The organism is Leucobacter aridicollis (genome assembly GCF_013409595.1).
Taxonomy (GTDB): domain Bacteria; phylum Actinomycetota; class Actinomycetes; order Actinomycetales; family Microbacteriaceae; genus Leucobacter; species Leucobacter aridicollis.
On the sequence record NZ_JACCBD010000001.1, the window covers coordinates 2,169,316 to 2,184,277 of the forward strand.

A 14,962-nucleotide genomic window follows, 5' to 3' on the forward strand; every position below is an offset into this window, starting at 1 on the left:
CGCGGCGCCAGCGAACTGGCAACTTCGTTAGTCGAAGATCTGGGTGACGGCCAGGATCTCAGGACCCTGCTTGTCGAAGATACGACCCCCGATTGCGACCCCTGCAAGCAGCACGATGAGGCCGAACCCGACGCCGAAGAGCAGCGCGAAGATGTTCCCCATGAACGACGGGTCCGCGATCGCCGCAGCCGAAATCCACACGGGAGCGACCGAGAGCACGAGGGCGACAACCATGGAGACGGTCTGCGACGTGCCCGATCCTGATCCCGACCACTGCGGCTGGACGAACGGGCTGTCGCCTGGGCGCGTCGCGGGGTACGGCATGAGCGCAGAGAACACGCTCGCGACGCCCGTCGCGATGAGCAGCACGCCAACGTTCATGCCGATCACCGCGGGCAACACCCGCCAGTCCCCCATGAAGGTGACCGTGAGGCTCGAGCCGATCACCGCAACGGGCACGCCAAACATGAGGGCGGGGGCGAGCCTGCCCGCGCGATCGGCCCAGCCGCGGATGCCGCTCGCCACGTGCTCCCAGATCGCCGTCGAGTCCATTGCAATGTCGTTGTGCTGCGACCAGCCAAGGAGCAGCATGAAGATCGGCAGCGGCAGCGCCGCGGCCAGCGCGACGTCGGCGCCTGCGATGAGGAACGCGGCGACAACGGCGATGGGGGCGATCGGCAGCGCGATGAGCGCGATGCGGTACCGGGGGTCGCGCTGCCAGTAGGTCAGCTGCCGCGCGGCAATCACGGGGGCGGGCTTCGCGGGGAAGCGCTCGAACCAGCCGAGGCCACGGCGGGCGCTCAGGATGTCGCGCGGGCGCTCAATCGAGGTGAGCGACTTCGCCGCGATGCCAAACCATGCGATCGCGAGCACGATGATGGTGCCGGCGAGCACACCGAGGCGCAGGGTCGCGGTCGAGTCGTCGCCAGCGATGGCATCCCCGATCGCGGCGAACGGTGCGCCGAATGGCGTCCAGCCGAGCACGCCAGCGGCGTCGACGAGCACCTGGTTGGTATCCGAGCGCAGGCTCTCCGCGACGACGAACACGAGCAGCGGCAGGACGGCGATGCACAGGATCCCGCCGGTGAGGCGCAGGCCCCCGGCATACCTGTCACCAATCGCGAGCTGCGAGAGGCCCGAGCCGAAGCGCACCGCGACAATCGCGAGCAGCGCGGCGAGCACGAGCGCGACCGGGCCGATCCAGCCCGCCGCATGCCACTCGGGGCGCGCAAACCAGAGCGCGACGAGCCAGACGAGCATCACCAAGAACGGCCACGACACGATCGTCGTGACGAGCATCGACAGCGCGACCGACCCCGACTTCGCGGGGAACTGGCCGAACTGCCGCGGCACGAGGTTTCGGCGGCTGTCGAACAGCGGGACCAGCAGCGCAAGGGCGAGCACGACCGCGCCGATCGTCACGTCAAGCACGTTCCGGATCCCGCCGGGCTCCGTGAACCAGGAGATCGCGAAGGGCGAGACCGCGGCGACGCCGAGGCATAGCACGAGCAGCAGGGCGACGCGTGCGGCGCGCACAACCGAGCCGCGGAACAGGCCCCCGGCGAGCGCTACTCGGAGTCGGAAGAGCCGTGCAACCACTGCAGCCCCTTCTGCGACTCGTCGATACCGGTAAGCGCCCGGAATCGATCTTCGAGACTCACGCCGTCACGCACCTCGTCAACGGTGCCCTGCGCGATGACGGAACCGTCGACGATGATGACGACGTGATCGCAGACGCGCTGAATGAGCTCGAGGCTGTGGCTCGACATAACGACGCTGCCGCCGCCGGCGACGTACTTCTCGAGAATGTCGGTCACGTTCGCCGCAGACACGGGATCGATCGCCTCGAACGGCTCGTCGAGCACGAGCACCTCGGGCGCGTGGATCATCGAGCAGGCCAGCGCGATCTTCTTCTGCATGCCAGCGGAGTAGTCAGAGACGAGCCTGTCGAGCGCGGACTCGAGCCCGAAGGCTTCGGCGAGTTCGGCGCTCCGCTTGGCGACCTCGGCCTCGGCGACGCCGTGAAGAACGCCCGAGTAGTAGAGGAGCTGACCGCCGGTGAGGCGGTCGAAGAGCCGCAGGCGGTCGGGCAGGGTTCCGATGAGGCGTTTGGCGGCGGCGCCATCAGCCCAGACGTCGACGTCACCAACGGCGACGCGGCCGGAGCTCGGGCGCAGCAGCCCGCTGATCATCGAGAGCGTGGTGGTCTTGCCTGCGCCGTTCGGGCCGACGACGCCGGTGAGCGAGCCGCCGTGCACCTCGAACGAGACTTCGTTCGCCGCGACCGTCGAGCCGAACACCTTGGTCAGCATCTCGGTGCGCAGAACGACAGGGTTCTGCTCGGCAACGCGGCCACGCTCGCGCGCACGGACGACCGAGGGCGTCGGCACCTCGATGCGGTTGCGTGCGGGGGCCTCAGCCGATGTCGCTGCGTCCGCCGGGCGGGTCCGGCGCGCGCGCGGCGCGGCGGCGGGAGCCGCGGCACCGGCGGCAGCGTCTGAGCGCGCGGGCGTTGCCTCGGCGGCGCCGGTCTCTTCGGGAGCTGGCGTCGCCGCTGCGGACTCGGAAGTCGTCACCGCGGGAGCTGGCGTCGTCACCGCGGGAGCTGGCGTCGTCGCCGCGGGCCGGGCCGATACTGGCGGGGCGACGGCGGGCTCTTCGGCGCCGGCGCTCGGCATATCCGCGAACGACGGCAGCGCGTCGGAGGGGCGCTTGGCGGGAGTTTCTGCAGCGCCGACCCCTACGTCCGGCAGTGCATCAGACGACGAAGGCGGGGTTTCTGGCAGCACCCAACTAACCTACCAAACGATTCAAGCTCTGTGAGCCTGTTGCCTGACTACTTTGAGGTTTCGGAGGCGCGCAGGCGTTCCGCGTCCGCACGCGACAGCAGCGATTCGATCGCAGCGCCAAACCGGCGCGTCGGCGAACCCGGCGTCGTGTCGCCGAAGTAGCGTGTCGACCACTCCCCGAGCCGCTCGCGCGCGCCCTCGTCGCCGATCACCCGGTCGAGTACGTCCACGATGTTGTCGGTGTCGGCAGCGTCGAGCCACTCGCACACACTCAGGTAGCCGCCCTCGTCGACCTCGGCTTCCTCGGACACCGGGCGCGTCACCATCAGCGGCCGGCCGGTCGCGAGCCTGTCGTAGACCATCGCGGAGATGTCGCAGATCGCGACGTCGGGGGCGCGGAGCTGCCAGCCGAGCACGGGCGACTCGTCGTAGACGTGTTGCGCGGCAGGGTCGGCGGCGTTCGCGGTAGCGAGCATCGCGATGATCCGGTCGTTCGCGGCACCGAACTCTGCGCTCACGACGCCGGAGCGCGGGTGCGGCCGGTAGACGACCCGATGCCGCCCAGTCTCGAGCAGCCGGGTGACGAGCGTTTCGCCGTGAGTGAGCACGGACCCGTAGCTCGCCGCCGGCCGGTCGCCCTCCCACGTTGGCGCGTAGAACACGACCGTCCTGTCGTCTGGCGTGTAGGCGGGCTCGCCGTCGAGGTGGTCCGCCTGGGGACGCCCGATCGGAACCGTGCGCGCCTCGACGTCGTACTGCCAGAGCGCCTTGGACAGGCGGGCACGCGCCGCGTCGCCAGCGACGAACGCGTAGTCGTACGTCTTGTACTGGTTGCTCGTCATGTACATCTTGTCGCTCTCACCATGATTGATGAAGACGTGCCAACGCTCGCCGTACCGCATCATCTGGAAGTTGCGCGTGTTCTGGTTGACGTACAGCACGACGTCGAGCTGCTGCGTCGCGATGAAGTTCTCAATGCTCGTGACCTTCGGCACGTAGGCGACATCGAGGCCGCTCTCGCGCATGAGCTGCAGCGCACCCGCGGCGTTGCGTGCGAGCACGACGACGGGCCTGGTCTTCGCGAGCTCCTGCAGGGGCGCGTACCACTGGCGCATCTGGTAGATGTTGACGTCGCTGTCGGCGAAGTAGACGCCGACGCGGTAGTGCTGCTCGGGCAGCGGGCCGCGCTCGTCAAGCAGCCCTTTGAGCTCAAAGAAGGCGCGGCGTCCCTTCAGGACACGCTTCGCGAGCTTCACGGCGCGTTTGCTGTCCTTCATAATCTGCATCCCACCAGAATAGCCCGCCCCGCATCGGGCTGAGCTGCAGCCCGCTGTGGGAAGATCGACGGGTGGTTGATTCCCCCGGTGTGATGCTCCCTCCCCTGCCAGACGTGCCAGCGGTGAGCTACGTGATGCCAGTGCTCAACGAGGAGGGATTTCTCGAGCGCGCGGTGCACACGATCCTGAACCAGGACTACCCGGGCGAGAAGGAGATCGTGCTCGCCCTCGGCCCCTCCCGCGATGCGAGCGACGAGATCGCCGCGCGGATCGCCGCGGCGGATCCCCGCGTCCGCCTCGTCGCGAATCCCGAGCGCGATATCCCTGCCGGGCTCAACCACGCGATCCGGGCGAGCTCCCATCCGGTCGTGATCCGGGTCGACGCGCACTCCGAGCTCACGCCCGACTACACGCGCCGCGGGGTCGCGGCGCTCCGGGAGACGGGCGCCGCGAACGTTGGCGGAGTCATGCGTGCGGCGGGCTCCTCCCCCGTCCAGCGGGCGATCGCGCGCGGCTACAACAGCCCGTATGGGCTTGGCGGCGGCGCCTACCACGGCGACGGCACGCCCGGCCCGGCGGAGTCCGCGTACCTTGGAATCTTCCGCCGCGAGGCGATCGACGCGGTCGGTGGCTACGATCCCGGCATCCTGCGCGGCGAGGACTGGGAGCTCAATCTCCGGATCCGGCGCGCGGGCTTCACCGTGTGGTTCGAACCGGCGCTCGGCGTCACCTACTGGCCGCGCGCGAGCTTCAGCGACCTCGCCAAGCAGTTCTTCGCGACGGGCACGTGGCGGGCGGTGCTCGTGCGCAAGTACGGGCGGGCGAACCCGTGGCGGTTCTTCGCGCCGGGCCTCCTCGTCATCTCGCTCGTCGTGTCGCTCGTCGTGCTCGCGCTTCAGGTCACCGGCGTCGTGCCGTGGGGCTGGTGGTCGCTCGGCTGGGCGCCGCTCGCCGCGTACGCGCTCGCCATCTGTTTCGCCGTGTGGCGCATCCCCGATCAGCGGGGCGCGCGCGACCGCCTGCTCACCGGCGCCACGCTCGTGACGATGCACACGAGCTGGGGAACCGGGTTTCTGCGCGGCATCGTGTTCGGGGGCGGCCGCGTCGTCGACCGCTCGCGCGCGTAGCCGCGGGTCGCGGTGGCGTGCGAGCGGTCGACGATCAGGATCAGCCGCCCAGCGTCACCGTCTGAGGAACGGCAACGGATCGATCGGCTGCCCGCCCAGCGTGAGCGCCAGGTGCAGGTGAGCGCCGAACGACATGCCGGTGTTGCCGACCCGGCCGACCTGCGAGCCGATCTCGACGGTCTGGCCGACGCGCAGGTCGTGTGACCCGTCCTCCATGTGGCAGTAGCGGCTCGTCAGCTCTTGCCCGTCGACGCTGTGTTGCAGCTTCGCCGAGAACCCGCACCCGTCACTCGCCCAGCCGGCTTCGACGACCACGCCGGTCGCGACAGCGAGCACGGGGGTGCCCCCTGCCGCCGCGATGTCCTGGGCGTCGTGGAAGCCCTCGACCGGCGCGCTCCGATAGCCGAATCCGTCGGTCAACGGCCATTCGCTGTCAAACGGCAGCCGCACGGCGGAGCTCGGCAGGGCTCCGGCGGCGATCTGGCCGACGGCGATCTGCCCGAAGCTCGGCCGTCCGGCCGCGCCTCCCCCGGCCGACTCCTCGGGTTCCGGCTGCGGCTCCTCCTCGATGCGCACGCTGCCGACGGCGTCGAGCACCGACCTCGCGGCCGGGACGTCGACCCCGGGCAGCCGCTGCGCGGTCGCCGCGGCCGGGCGGGCGTCGCCCGCGCCCGAGGGCTGGCGCACCGCCGGCACCAGCGCTGGGAACACGGCCGCGCCAAACATCAGCGTCGCGCTCGTGAGCGCGAGCCCGGCGGCGACCGCGCGGCGGGCCGTGCGCCGCGCCAGCCGCGGGCGCGGCACTGGCTGCGCCGCGCGCGGCGGGGGCGTGAGATACGAGCTCGGGGTGTCCTGTCGGTCGCCCTGGGCGGCCGTCATGTCCGCGCCGCGCGCCCGGCGCACGCTGGCGGCGCGTTCGCGAGCCACGGCGCCCTCAGCGCGCAAGGAGATCCTGCATCGCCGTGATCTCCTCCGTCTGGTCCGCGACGACCTGCTCCGCGAGCGCACGCACCTTCGGGTCGTTGCCCTCCGCGAGCGCATCCTTCGCCATGTCGACGGCGCCCTCGTGGTGCGCGATCATCTGCTCGAGGAAGAGCCGGCCGACGTCGTCGCCGCTCGCGCTCTCGAGCGCCGCGAGATCCTCCGCTGAGAGCATCCCGTCCATGCCGCCGTGCGCCGAGTGCGACGCGGAGCCCTCCGGTTCGTAGGCGACGCCCCACTCCTCCAGCCAGGAGAGCATCTTGTCAATCTCGGGCTGTTGCGCGGCCTTGACCTGCGCGGCGATCTCGGCGACGGCAGGGTCGACGCCATCGGCCGCGAGCACGATGTCGGACATTTCGATGGCCTGCTCGTGGTGCGGAATCATCATCGTGACGAACATTTCGTCGGCGGCATTCGCCTGGCTCTGCGGCGCCGCGGACTCGGCCGGCGGGCGCGAACCGGTGTCGCTAGCCGTGCTCGCGCAGCCTGCGAGCGTTGCCGAGGCCGCCAGTGCGAGCGCGCCAAAAAATAGGGTCTTCTTCATGGGAGTGTCCTTCAAGTCGGTGTGAATCAATGTGCGTGGGGCGGCGCGTGGCGCCGCGAGCCCGCAAATGGGCCGCGCACGGATTCAGGTTCGACTGATCGAGAGGACGATGAGGGACGGCGTCGGCGCGGGCAGCGAGGCGCGCACGGTCGCGGCAGCTGTCGCTGCCCGGAACCGGAGCGCGCTCGCTGCGGTTCCCGATCTGGGGATGACGAGCAACAGCATGCCGACAATGAGCGCCAGCGCGCAGGCCGCCGCCATCGCGTCGTGCCCGGGCTCCTCGTGGCTGGCTGGCAGGGGTTCATGGAGCGCGCCTGCGTGCGCGGCGTCGGCGATCGGGTGCTCGGCAGCGGTCTCGCCGCCGGCAATCGTGGCCGCCGTCTGGCCGTGCGGCTCGCCCTGTGCGGTGCCACCGGCCGAGAGCGCCACTGCCCCGGTCGTCGCGTGCGCCGCGTCCGCTGACGCGCCGCTGAGCGTATGCATGCCGAGCAGACCAACGATCACGAGGAGCACGCCGGTGAGCGCGACGAGGATCGCGCGGACCGGGCGCTGGGCCCGGGGTCCGCGCGGCGCGATCCCGTCGTTCATCTGCATTGCTCGGAACAGTAGCAAGTCTGGCTGACAGGCCGCTTAACCCGCCGGCCGATCGATCCTGATCTACGCGTCCCGCTCGAGCGCAGCGCCGAACGCCCCGCGCTCGGCGAGCCTGTCGACGACGCGGGCCGAGGCCGCACCGTCGTCGTGCGGCGTGAACCGTGCCTGCCACGCCGCGTACGCGGGCCGATAGTCGGCGATCCACGGTGCCGCGCGCCCGTGCTCGCGCACCTGCGCCGCGAGCGGGAGCAGTTCGTCGCGCTGTTGCAGCAGCGGCCCGGGGGCGCTCGCCTCGAAGTCGAACGTAAACCCGCGCTCGGCGTCCCGGTACTCCGCGAGGTCGGGAACGTAGAACGCGAGCGGTGTCCCCGCGACAGCGGCGTCGAACATGACCGAGGAGTAATCGGTCACGAGCAGATCGGCGGCGAGGATCACGTCGTTGATGTCGGGATGCGCGGTGGCGTCGATGACGCGCGGATTGAGCCTGAGATAGCTGCCGAGCTCGTGCGTGCGGGTATGCCCACGCGCCACGACGATCCAGTCCTCGCCAAGCGCATCGGCGAGCGCGTTCACGTCGAGCGCGTCGACGACGGTGGTGCCGCGATCGCGCCAGGTGGGCGCATAGACAATAACCGAACGCCCGTCGGGGATGCCGAGCGTCTGCCGCGCCGTCGCCGAAGCAACGGGGTTCATCTCGCCAGCGAGGTCGGCCACCGCAAGCCTGTCGTCGCGCGGGTAGCCGGTCTCGAGGATCTCGCCGTCGAACGCGTAGCTGTTGCGGAACTGGTCCGTCGAGTGGCCGTTCTGCGAGAGCAGCATGCTCCACCGGCGGCTCTCACGCTTGATCGCGAGCTTCGTGCGCAGCGAGACGTTCGGGCGCCCGAGCGCCAAGTGTTTGAGCATGGTGCCGTGCCACGTCTGCAGCACGATTTGGTCTGGCCCGCGCTTGAACCCGAACCGCAGCCAGTCGTTCACAATCAGGAGCCTGGCCATCCGCCTGGCGGCGAACCAGTCGACGCCCCCGACGAGCAGGGCCGTCGCGCCGGCAGGCACGTCCTGGCGCTCGCTCGTCACGCTCCAATAGCGCGGAAGTTCGGGGTAGCGCGCGGCGATCTCCCGGTCGAGCGCGAGCGGATTGCAGCTCACCTGCCGACCGTAGAAGCTCTCGAAGAAGACACCGCCCGGCTCAACGAGTTCGGACGCTGGGAGCCGCAGCCGCTCGATCGCCGCGAGGACGCGGCGGGCCGAGTTGCCGTCGCGGTGAGGGTGGAACCGGGCGGCGATCGCCGCGGCGGCACGCGACGCCTCGCGGCGGGCCGGGGTGCCGGCGGTGACCAGCTCGCTCAGCGACGCGGTGACCTCGCCCCAGGAGCGGGCGATGGTCGAGCCTGCGGTGACCTCGAGCGCCTCGTACAGGCCGCGCGTCGCGGTGTACGCCTCGAGGTCGGGCGCGAACCACTGGATCGGGCGCTCGAGGAGCGAGAAGTCGACGGCGATCGAGGAGAAGTCAGTGATGACCGCGTCGAAGGCACCGAGCAACGGCGTGATGTCACGGGCGAGGTCGCCGCCCAGCAGGTGAATGCGGTCGCCGACAGCCGCGCCGTACTCCCCTTCTCCGAGCGGGTGGGAGCGAATGACGAGGCGCGCGTCGACGCGCGCGAGGGCGGCGACGATCTCCGCCACCTCGGCGTCCGTCGGAATGGCCGGATCAGGCTCGCCGTCGCGCCAGGTCGGCGCATAGAGCACGAGCGGCCCGGCAGCGAGCCCGCCCTGCAGCTGCGGCGCAAGCATGTCGAGGACGCGCTCGCGCGCCGCGGCCGCCACGGTCGGGTCCGCCGCCTGGGCTGCAAGCTCGTCGTCGCGCGGATCGCCGAGCACGGCTACCTTACCCGGAGCGACCCTGAAGGCTGAACGCAGGCGTTCGGCGGCTGTCACGGAGCCGGCAACGTACAGGCTCACCTGCTTGGTGCCGCGGGCGTACATCCGTTGCAGGACGCCACGGAGTGGCGCGGGCCCGCGGACGGCGGTCGTGACGGCGGAGTCGAGGTGGATCCGTTTGAGTGGCGCCCCGTGCCAGAGCTGCACGACGGTTCCGCCGAAGACTCCGAACCGGTTCACGTCGCCGAGGCCGTGGGTCACGACCAGCGTCTCGGCGCGGAGCGTCGCCCAGAAGCCGTGGCGGCTGCGCCTGACCACGGGAGTGAACGATTCGGCCTCGGCGAGCGCGCCCTCGGTCTCGTCGGCGACGAGCCAGACGATGTGAGCGTCAGGCCGGCTGTCGCGAAGCTCACGCGCGAGCGCGAGCGCCCCCTCGCCGACGCCGATCCCACTGCCGAACGCCCACGTTCCCGGCACCCGGGGGACGAAGAACGCGAGGAGCCATGACAGAACATATTTCGGGATCGCGAGAAGCTTCGAGAGGTTGCTGCTCGCGAACTGGAATCGGCGTGTACTCATTGATGTCCACTGTAGAACACGAAAGCGGGCACTGTTTCGAGTGCCCGCTTTCGTGAGAGAGGAGAGGTGGCTACCAGTCCAGCGTTCCGAGGGTTGCAGTAGTCTGACCGGCCACGCCCCGGCGGGTGTAGTCGATGGTCACTTCGCTATCGCCAGCGTGCATGCGGATCAGCGCCGAAACCGACGTGCCGTCGGCGGCGGGAACCCCGTCGACCGCGGTGATGACGTCGCCGACCTTCAGCCCGGCCTTCGCCGCCGCCCCGTCGCGGACGACCTCCTTGATCAGCCCGCCCGCGTGGTTCGCGTCCTCGTCGTCGTCGAGGCTCGAATCCACGACGCTCGCGCCGAGCAGTCCGTGGGTCGGCTTCTCGCCTGCGATGATCTCGTCGGCGACGCGCGCAGCGAGGTCCGACGGGATCGCGAACCCGAGGCCGGCGCTCGACGCGGTGCCCTCGGTCGCACCCGGCGACGCGATCGCCACGTTGATCCCGATGAGCTCGCCCTTGGCGTTGAGCAGCGCACCACCGGAGTTGCCCGGGTTGATCGACGCGTCGGTCTGCACGACTGGCAGCGTGACCTGCCCGCCGGTCTGCTGCGTGTTCTCCTGCTCGCCCGGCGTATCGAACCGGAAGTCCCACGGGAAGCCGCGACCGCTGTCGCCCTCGCCGCGCGGGTCTTCCTGACCCTCCTGGCTCGGGTCCTGCGGAATCAGCGCGCTACCGACCGAGATGCCACGGTTCAGTGCGCTCACGACGCCGCTGGTCACGGTGTTCGAGAGACTCATCGGGGCCCCGATCGCGACCGCGAGGTCGCCCACGTTCACGTCGGCCGAGCTGGCGACGGCAATCGGAGTGAGGTCCTCTGCTTCGACCTTCACGACTGCGATGTCCGAGTACGGGGCGACGCCGACGAGCTTGCCGTCGAACACGCGGCCGTCGCTGTGCTTCACCCGGATGCGCGGATCAGTCGCCGCACCGTCGAGTGTCACGACGTGTGCGTTGGTGATGATGTAGCCGTCCTCGCTGTAAATGACGCCCGAGCCGGAACCGGCAGCGTTCTGCGACTCGACGGACAGCGTCACGACGCTCGGCGTCGCGACCATCGCGACGCCCGAGATGTCGGTCGCCGTGTCCGGATTGTTCAGCTTGACCGTGCCGCCCTGCTGGGACACCGCGTTGCCCTTCGGGATCGAGTTGGCGACAACGAGCGACGATACTCCCCCGCCGACGATGCCACCGATGAGCGCAGCGACCGCAAGGCCAGCGAGGAAGGTGCCTGTCGAGTGAGTGCGCTTCTGGGCCGGCGCGTTCGGAGCTTGCGGCGACGTCGCGGACGCGGACGCGGACGCGGACGCGGACGCGGCGAGGGTCTCGTGAAGCGCCTGCGTGGGGTACTCCTGGGTGAGCTGGGGCTGCGAGTCAGCGTGTGTCGACGGGTTCCCACCCTGCTGGGCGGTCGGGTAGCCGCCCGGCTGCATGCCGAATGTCGCGCCGGGGGCCGCGGACGGCGTCGTCGCTCCCCCCGCGGGAGTCGCGTCCGGGGCGGCGGGAGCGGCGGGTGCGTCCAGCGGGGTGCTTGGAGTGGTCGCCGGCGCCTCCTGGCCTGCCGCCTCAGGGGTGCCGCCGGGGGCGGCGCTCGGGGTGGCCTGCTCGTGCGAGTTCTGCGTCGGCGTCGCGCCGCCGAACTGCGGTGCGGGGTCGGCCACCGGGTGCGACGTCGGCCCCGGCTGGCCCTGCTCCTGCGCTCCTGCCGCGCCCGCAGCGGGGTGCTGCGGCTGCTGCGGTTCTTCAGGGTCGACGGGCTGACCCGCGGTGTCGTTATTTTCAGCCATCGTGGCTCCTCTCTCGATGACTCCAGCATTCCGTCTAATCCTATGAATTTGATTTGGATAGGCTCCAGAATGACTGCAGATCGCGAGATTGTGCGCACGAGGAGCCTACGATCCGTGCGTTCTGCGGAGGGCGACGATCCCGCCGAGCAGCCCGCCCGCCCCCAGCAGTCCTGCGGCGAAGAGCATCGGGCGTGGCGCCGTCGCAGCCCCGGTTGCAGCGATGTCGGCGGTGGGCGCGACCTCGGCGGCGGGCTCCACCAGTTCGGCGGTCTCGGCTGGCACCCCGTAGTCATCGCACCATGGCACGAACCTCTCGGCGCCGGCTTCGGACTGGTCCTCCGCTGTAACGCACGCCTGTACGGTGACCCACCCGCGGGTGCCCTCGGGGATATCGAATGGCGCGGCGTCGACCCAGACGTCGGGCTCCGCGAGCGACAGCGTGGCGGTTCCGAGCTCGGTCGCGCCGTCCGGAACCTCCGGCTGCCGGGTCGGGCGCTCGTCGGACTGGAAATAGGTGAGTCGCACGACGACCGGGATTCGCTGGTTGTCGGAGTCCCGGAGCCAGGCCCCGGGCGCCGCGGTCGCACGGACGGTGTCAACGAGGGTGCGAGCGCCCGGCTCGAGCCGATTCGTCACGAGGGCGGTGTCGAGTCGCAGCTCGCTTGGCACGATCTGCCGCTCTGTGATCACCCCGAATCGGTCCGCGTACTCGGCGCCCGGTGCGAGCAATCCCGAGTCGCGCACGGCCTGCGTCTGCCCGGCCTCGCGAATCGCCCACACCCAGTAGTAGTAGCCCGGGGCGGCGTCTGGCACGGCAAGCTCGACCGCGTAGTCCCCCGGCCCCGCGTCCACCGCTAGCTCTGCCGTGCCGGCGACCGGCGCGCCGTCCGGCGCTGCATCCTGTTCTGTCTGCGGCGCCTCGAATGGCCCGTAGAGTGTGCCCTCAGCGACGACGGGCATGAAGTCGGCAACTCCCCGCGACGGCCACCCCGCGGGCCCGGCGCTCACCGTCACGACGTCCCGGAAGACGGGGTCGGCTCGCTGCACGATCGCAGCCGGGACCTGCGTCGCGAGGGCGGGCACGAAGTCGTGGGAGAACGAGGCCAGCTTCGCGGCGAACGCGCCGCTGTTCGTCCCTACGACGGGTTTCACGCCCGCGCCAATGCGCTGCTCGGTATCACGCGTCGAGGGGTGCAGGATCAGCTCCGCCGGCCAGTACTTCTCCGCGACCGACCAGGAACCGGTGACGCTCACCTCGGTGGTGCGGTCCCAGTTCGGCTCGTGCGGCGTAGCCGTCCAGTGGAGCGTGCCCGCGGCGCCGTCAGCGACGCTCACACTGGATGACCCGCTGTCGAACACACCACCCGTGATGCTCAGCGCCGTCGTCCCTGCCGGGTATCGCACGGTGCCCGCGACGTCGCCGTCGTCGGTGTGCACCTCGAGTCCCCCGCCCGGGGTCGCGTTGCCGGGAGCGAGCGCAGCAGTCCGCGCCTCGGCAGCGAGGCGCGTACCAGCCTCAACGTTCGCGCGCCCACCGTTCGCGCGAAAGAGCTCGTATTTGCCGTCGATCCAGGCCGCGTTGCCTGGCTCGCGCCGAATCTCCCAAAGCGCGACCTGCACGGCGACGGCCAGATCGGCGTCGCCGGTGTCCCCGTGCTCGGCGAGAATCCAGTTCATCTGCCGCATCTGCTCCTCGGTCGCGGCTCCGGTGGTCACCGTACCGCGCCAGCCTCACCCGTCATTCACCTCGACGGTGTACCCCGGCAGCGCCGAGACGCGAGTCGGCCGCAGTTGGGCGCTCGCCGGAGCGTCGACGCCGGGCTCGAGGCAGTACGCCCGGGACCCATCCGCGGTCTTGAACGCGCCCACGTGATACCCCGCGTACGACAGCATGCCGTCAAAACTTGCGGCCTGCGCACTCGGCGCGATCCCGAGCAGCAGGAGCGGGACCGCGAGGAGCGCGGCGTACACCCCGCGCCCCGGAGAATGCGTTCGGTGGTTCGGTGTGTGCATGCGGAGACCCTTTCGCTCGTGAACTGTGGAGCGTCCAGGTTGGCTCCGTCCGAGAGTCTTGGCGAACCGCTCTCCACAGGCCCCGCGCGGCCTCGATTCGCATGAACGGCGAATGACTGGTAGAGTAATGTCTTGTGCCGCGGGGTGGAGCAGTTCGGTAGCTCGCCGGGCTCATAACCCGGAGGTCGTAGGTTCAAATCCTGCCCCCGCAACCGTGAGAAAGGCCCCTGACTAGGAATTTATTCCAGTCAGGGGCCTTTCGCTTTGCCTGCCGCGCACGGCAGCAGCTGCTCAGACACGTCTGGCGGCGCCACCGTGCGACCGCGACCGCACGCACGGTCGGCGGGTCCACGCGCTCCGATCCCCCCGCGGCAAAAACGGTGCCACACCGCTCCCCTGTGGGCGACGCAACACGCCCACGGCGCGGCCCGGTTCGAGAACTCAGCCCCTCACCCGATAAGGTTGTTGACGTGCCGCGGGGTGGAGCAGTTCGGTAGCTCGCCGGGCTCATAACCCGGAGGTCGTAGGTTCAAATCCTGCCCCCGCAACCAAGAGTCGCACTGCGGCACAGAACCCCCTGATCCGTGATCAGGGGGTTCTGACGTTGACGGCCGGCGCGCGCTACCGCCCGCCGGGGTCCGACGAGGCGATGCCCAGCCAGGTGTGGCGGTTCCCCGCCCAGCACCATCCCACTTTGGGGGCGCCGCGCCGTTCGCGCCCATCGCGGCCGGTGCCGCCGCTGATCCAGATCGCCGGCGTGCGCGCGTCGAGGCCCGCGCCCCGGCGCTTTCGCGACCCGATCGTCATGAAGCAGGCGTTGGGCTCGAGCATGTCAGGCCGTTGCAGCAGCCAGGACACCCCCTCGCCCACCGTCAGCGGCCGCCTGCCGCGCCGCACGAGTTCGGGAAGGGCCTCGTTCGGGCTCCAGTTCGCGTACTCGTCGCCCCGCTCGAGCCCGGTGATGGTGTAGAGCGCGGACGCTGGGATGCCCGCCTCGGGGATCGGTTCGAAGGCGTCGAGGTCGGTCATATCTTCGACGACAAAGCCTGGCGTGCCGTCGCGGCGTAGCAGCGGCGCGAGCCGTGACACGGGAACGAGGGCGGGAGCGACAACGAGCAGGGTGCCAGGCGCCGTCGGTAGGTCGCCTGCCAGCGCGCGGAAGTCGGACGCTGAAAGATCAGCGAGGTCGTGCACGCCGAGTTCGACGAGCCTGTCGAGCTGCGCGGTGATCGAGGGGAGCTGGGCATCAAGAAGCTGGGGAATACTGTCGCCTTTCACACGGAAACGAGGGCACGGGGCGAAACGCCCCATGCCCTCGCTCTATTCCCTGCGCCCGTTCCCCAGCGATG

At 70.3% G+C, this 14,962-nt stretch carries 12 protein-coding genes and 2 tRNA genes; 3 read left to right on the forward strand and 11 right to left on the reverse strand.

The window, feature by feature from the left end:
- Nucleotides 1-27: 27 nt before the first annotated feature.
- Genes BJ960_RS10090 through BJ960_RS10100 form a run of 3 tightly spaced genes read right to left on the reverse strand, consistent with a single transcriptional unit; the run spans nucleotide 28 to nucleotide 4,075 of the window.
- Nucleotides 28-1,599 carry a hypothetical protein gene (locus BJ960_RS10090; protein WP_185987197.1) on the reverse strand — a complete coding sequence of 524 codons (1,572 nt, stop codon included), beginning with the start codon at nucleotides 1,597-1,599 and terminating at the stop codon, nucleotides 28-30.
- A complete protein-coding gene (locus BJ960_RS10095) occupies nucleotides 1,569-2,789 on the reverse strand; it encodes an ATP-binding cassette domain-containing protein (RefSeq protein WP_307814612.1) in 1,221 nt (406 codons plus the stop codon). Before BJ960_RS10095 ends, BJ960_RS10090 begins: the two co-directional genes overlap by 31 nt.
- Nucleotides 2,790-2,836: 47 nt before the next feature.
- Nucleotides 2,837-4,075: a CDP-glycerol glycerophosphotransferase family protein gene (locus tag BJ960_RS10100; protein ID WP_185987198.1), complete on the reverse strand. Its 1,239-nt coding sequence runs from the start codon at nucleotides 4,073-4,075 to the stop codon at nucleotides 2,837-2,839.
- An 83-nt stretch (nucleotides 4,076-4,158) separates the two neighbouring features.
- Here BJ960_RS10100 and BJ960_RS10105 point away from each other — a divergent pair, with 83 nt between their 5' ends.
- Complete coding sequence (locus tag BJ960_RS10105; protein WP_185988243.1) at nucleotides 4,159-5,193, forward strand: glycosyltransferase family 2 protein; 1,035 nt, start codon at nucleotides 4,159-4,161, stop codon at nucleotides 5,191-5,193.
- 54 nt (nucleotides 5,194-5,247) lie between these two features.
- On the opposite strand, the gene BJ960_RS10110 is transcribed toward BJ960_RS10105, so the two are convergent.
- The 7 genes from BJ960_RS10110 to BJ960_RS10140 all read right to left on the reverse strand — a co-directional run bounded on the left by BJ960_RS10110 (nucleotide 5,248) and on the right by BJ960_RS10140 (nucleotide 13,613).
- Complete coding sequence (locus BJ960_RS10110; RefSeq protein ID WP_307814611.1) at nucleotides 5,248-6,120, reverse strand: M23 family metallopeptidase; 873 nt, start codon at nucleotides 6,118-6,120, stop codon at nucleotides 5,248-5,250.
- 7 nt (nucleotides 6,121-6,127) lie between these two features.
- On the reverse strand, nucleotides 6,128-6,718 hold the full coding sequence (locus tag BJ960_RS10115; RefSeq protein ID WP_185987199.1) for a DUF305 domain-containing protein: 591 nt from the start codon (nucleotides 6,716-6,718) through the stop codon (nucleotides 6,128-6,130).
- Nucleotides 6,719-6,802: 84 nt separating this feature from the next.
- A complete protein-coding gene (locus tag BJ960_RS10120; RefSeq protein WP_185987200.1) occupies nucleotides 6,803-7,312 on the reverse strand; it encodes a DUF6153 family protein in 510 nt (169 codons plus the stop codon).
- Nucleotides 7,313-7,375: 63 nt separating this feature from the next.
- Nucleotides 7,376-9,769 carry a CDP-glycerol glycerophosphotransferase family protein gene (locus tag BJ960_RS10125; RefSeq protein WP_185987201.1) on the reverse strand — a complete coding sequence of 798 codons (2,394 nt, stop codon included), beginning with the start codon at nucleotides 9,767-9,769 and terminating at the stop codon, nucleotides 7,376-7,378.
- 70 nt (nucleotides 9,770-9,839) lie between these two features.
- Nucleotides 9,840-11,600, reverse strand: a complete 1,761-nt coding sequence (locus BJ960_RS10130; protein ID WP_237463465.1) for a trypsin-like peptidase domain-containing protein — start codon at nucleotides 11,598-11,600, stop codon at nucleotides 9,840-9,842.
- Nucleotides 11,601-11,705: 105 nt separating this feature from the next.
- Complete coding sequence (locus tag BJ960_RS10135; protein WP_185987202.1) at nucleotides 11,706-13,316, reverse strand: hypothetical protein; 1,611 nt, start codon at nucleotides 13,314-13,316, stop codon at nucleotides 11,706-11,708.
- A 15-nt stretch (nucleotides 13,317-13,331) separates the two neighbouring features.
- On the reverse strand, nucleotides 13,332-13,613 hold the full coding sequence (locus BJ960_RS10140) for a hypothetical protein (protein ID WP_185987203.1): 282 nt from the start codon (nucleotides 13,611-13,613) through the stop codon (nucleotides 13,332-13,334).
- A gap of 138 nt (nucleotides 13,614-13,751) precedes the next feature.
- Between BJ960_RS10140 and BJ960_RS10145 the strand changes: the two genes are divergently transcribed.
- Together BJ960_RS10145 and BJ960_RS10150 are read left to right on the forward strand one after the other, a co-directional pair.
- A tRNA-Met gene (locus tag BJ960_RS10145) sits at nucleotides 13,752-13,825 on the forward strand.
- Between the two features lie 262 nt (nucleotides 13,826-14,087).
- Nucleotides 14,088-14,164 (forward strand) — tRNA-Met (locus BJ960_RS10150).
- A 70-nt stretch (nucleotides 14,165-14,234) separates the two neighbouring features.
- Here the strand turns inward: BJ960_RS10150 and BJ960_RS10155 are convergent.
- Nucleotides 14,235-14,891, reverse strand: coding sequence for a DUF5701 family protein (locus BJ960_RS10155; RefSeq protein WP_307814610.1), 657 nt, complete (start codon nucleotides 14,889-14,891; stop codon nucleotides 14,235-14,237).
- Nucleotides 14,892-14,962 lie beyond the last annotated feature (71 nt).

Coding starts and splice junctions, on each gene's coding strand:
- BJ960_RS10100 (WP_185987198.1), bottom strand. CDS start 4,075: ATGCAGATTATGAAGGACAGCAAACGCGCCGTGAAGCTCGCGAAGCGT.
- BJ960_RS10105 (WP_185988243.1), top strand. CDS start 4,159: ATGCTCCCTCCCCTGCCAGACGTGCCAGCGGTGAGCTACGTGATGCCA.
- BJ960_RS10115 (WP_185987199.1), bottom strand. CDS start 6,718: ATGAAGAAGACCCTATTTTTTGGCGCGCTCGCACTGGCGGCCTCGGCA.
- BJ960_RS10120 (WP_185987200.1), bottom strand. CDS start 7,312: ATGCAGATGAACGACGGGATCGCGCCGCGCGGACCCCGGGCCCAGCGC.
- BJ960_RS10125 (WP_185987201.1), bottom strand. CDS start 9,769: ATGAGTACACGCCGATTCCAGTTCGCGAGCAGCAACCTCTCGAAGCTT.
- BJ960_RS10130 (WP_237463465.1), bottom strand. CDS start 11,600: ATGGCTGAAAATAACGACACCGCGGGTCAGCCCGTCGACCCTGAAGAA.
- BJ960_RS10140 (WP_185987203.1), bottom strand. CDS start 13,613: ATGCACACACCGAACCACCGAACGCATTCTCCGGGGCGCGGGGTGTAC.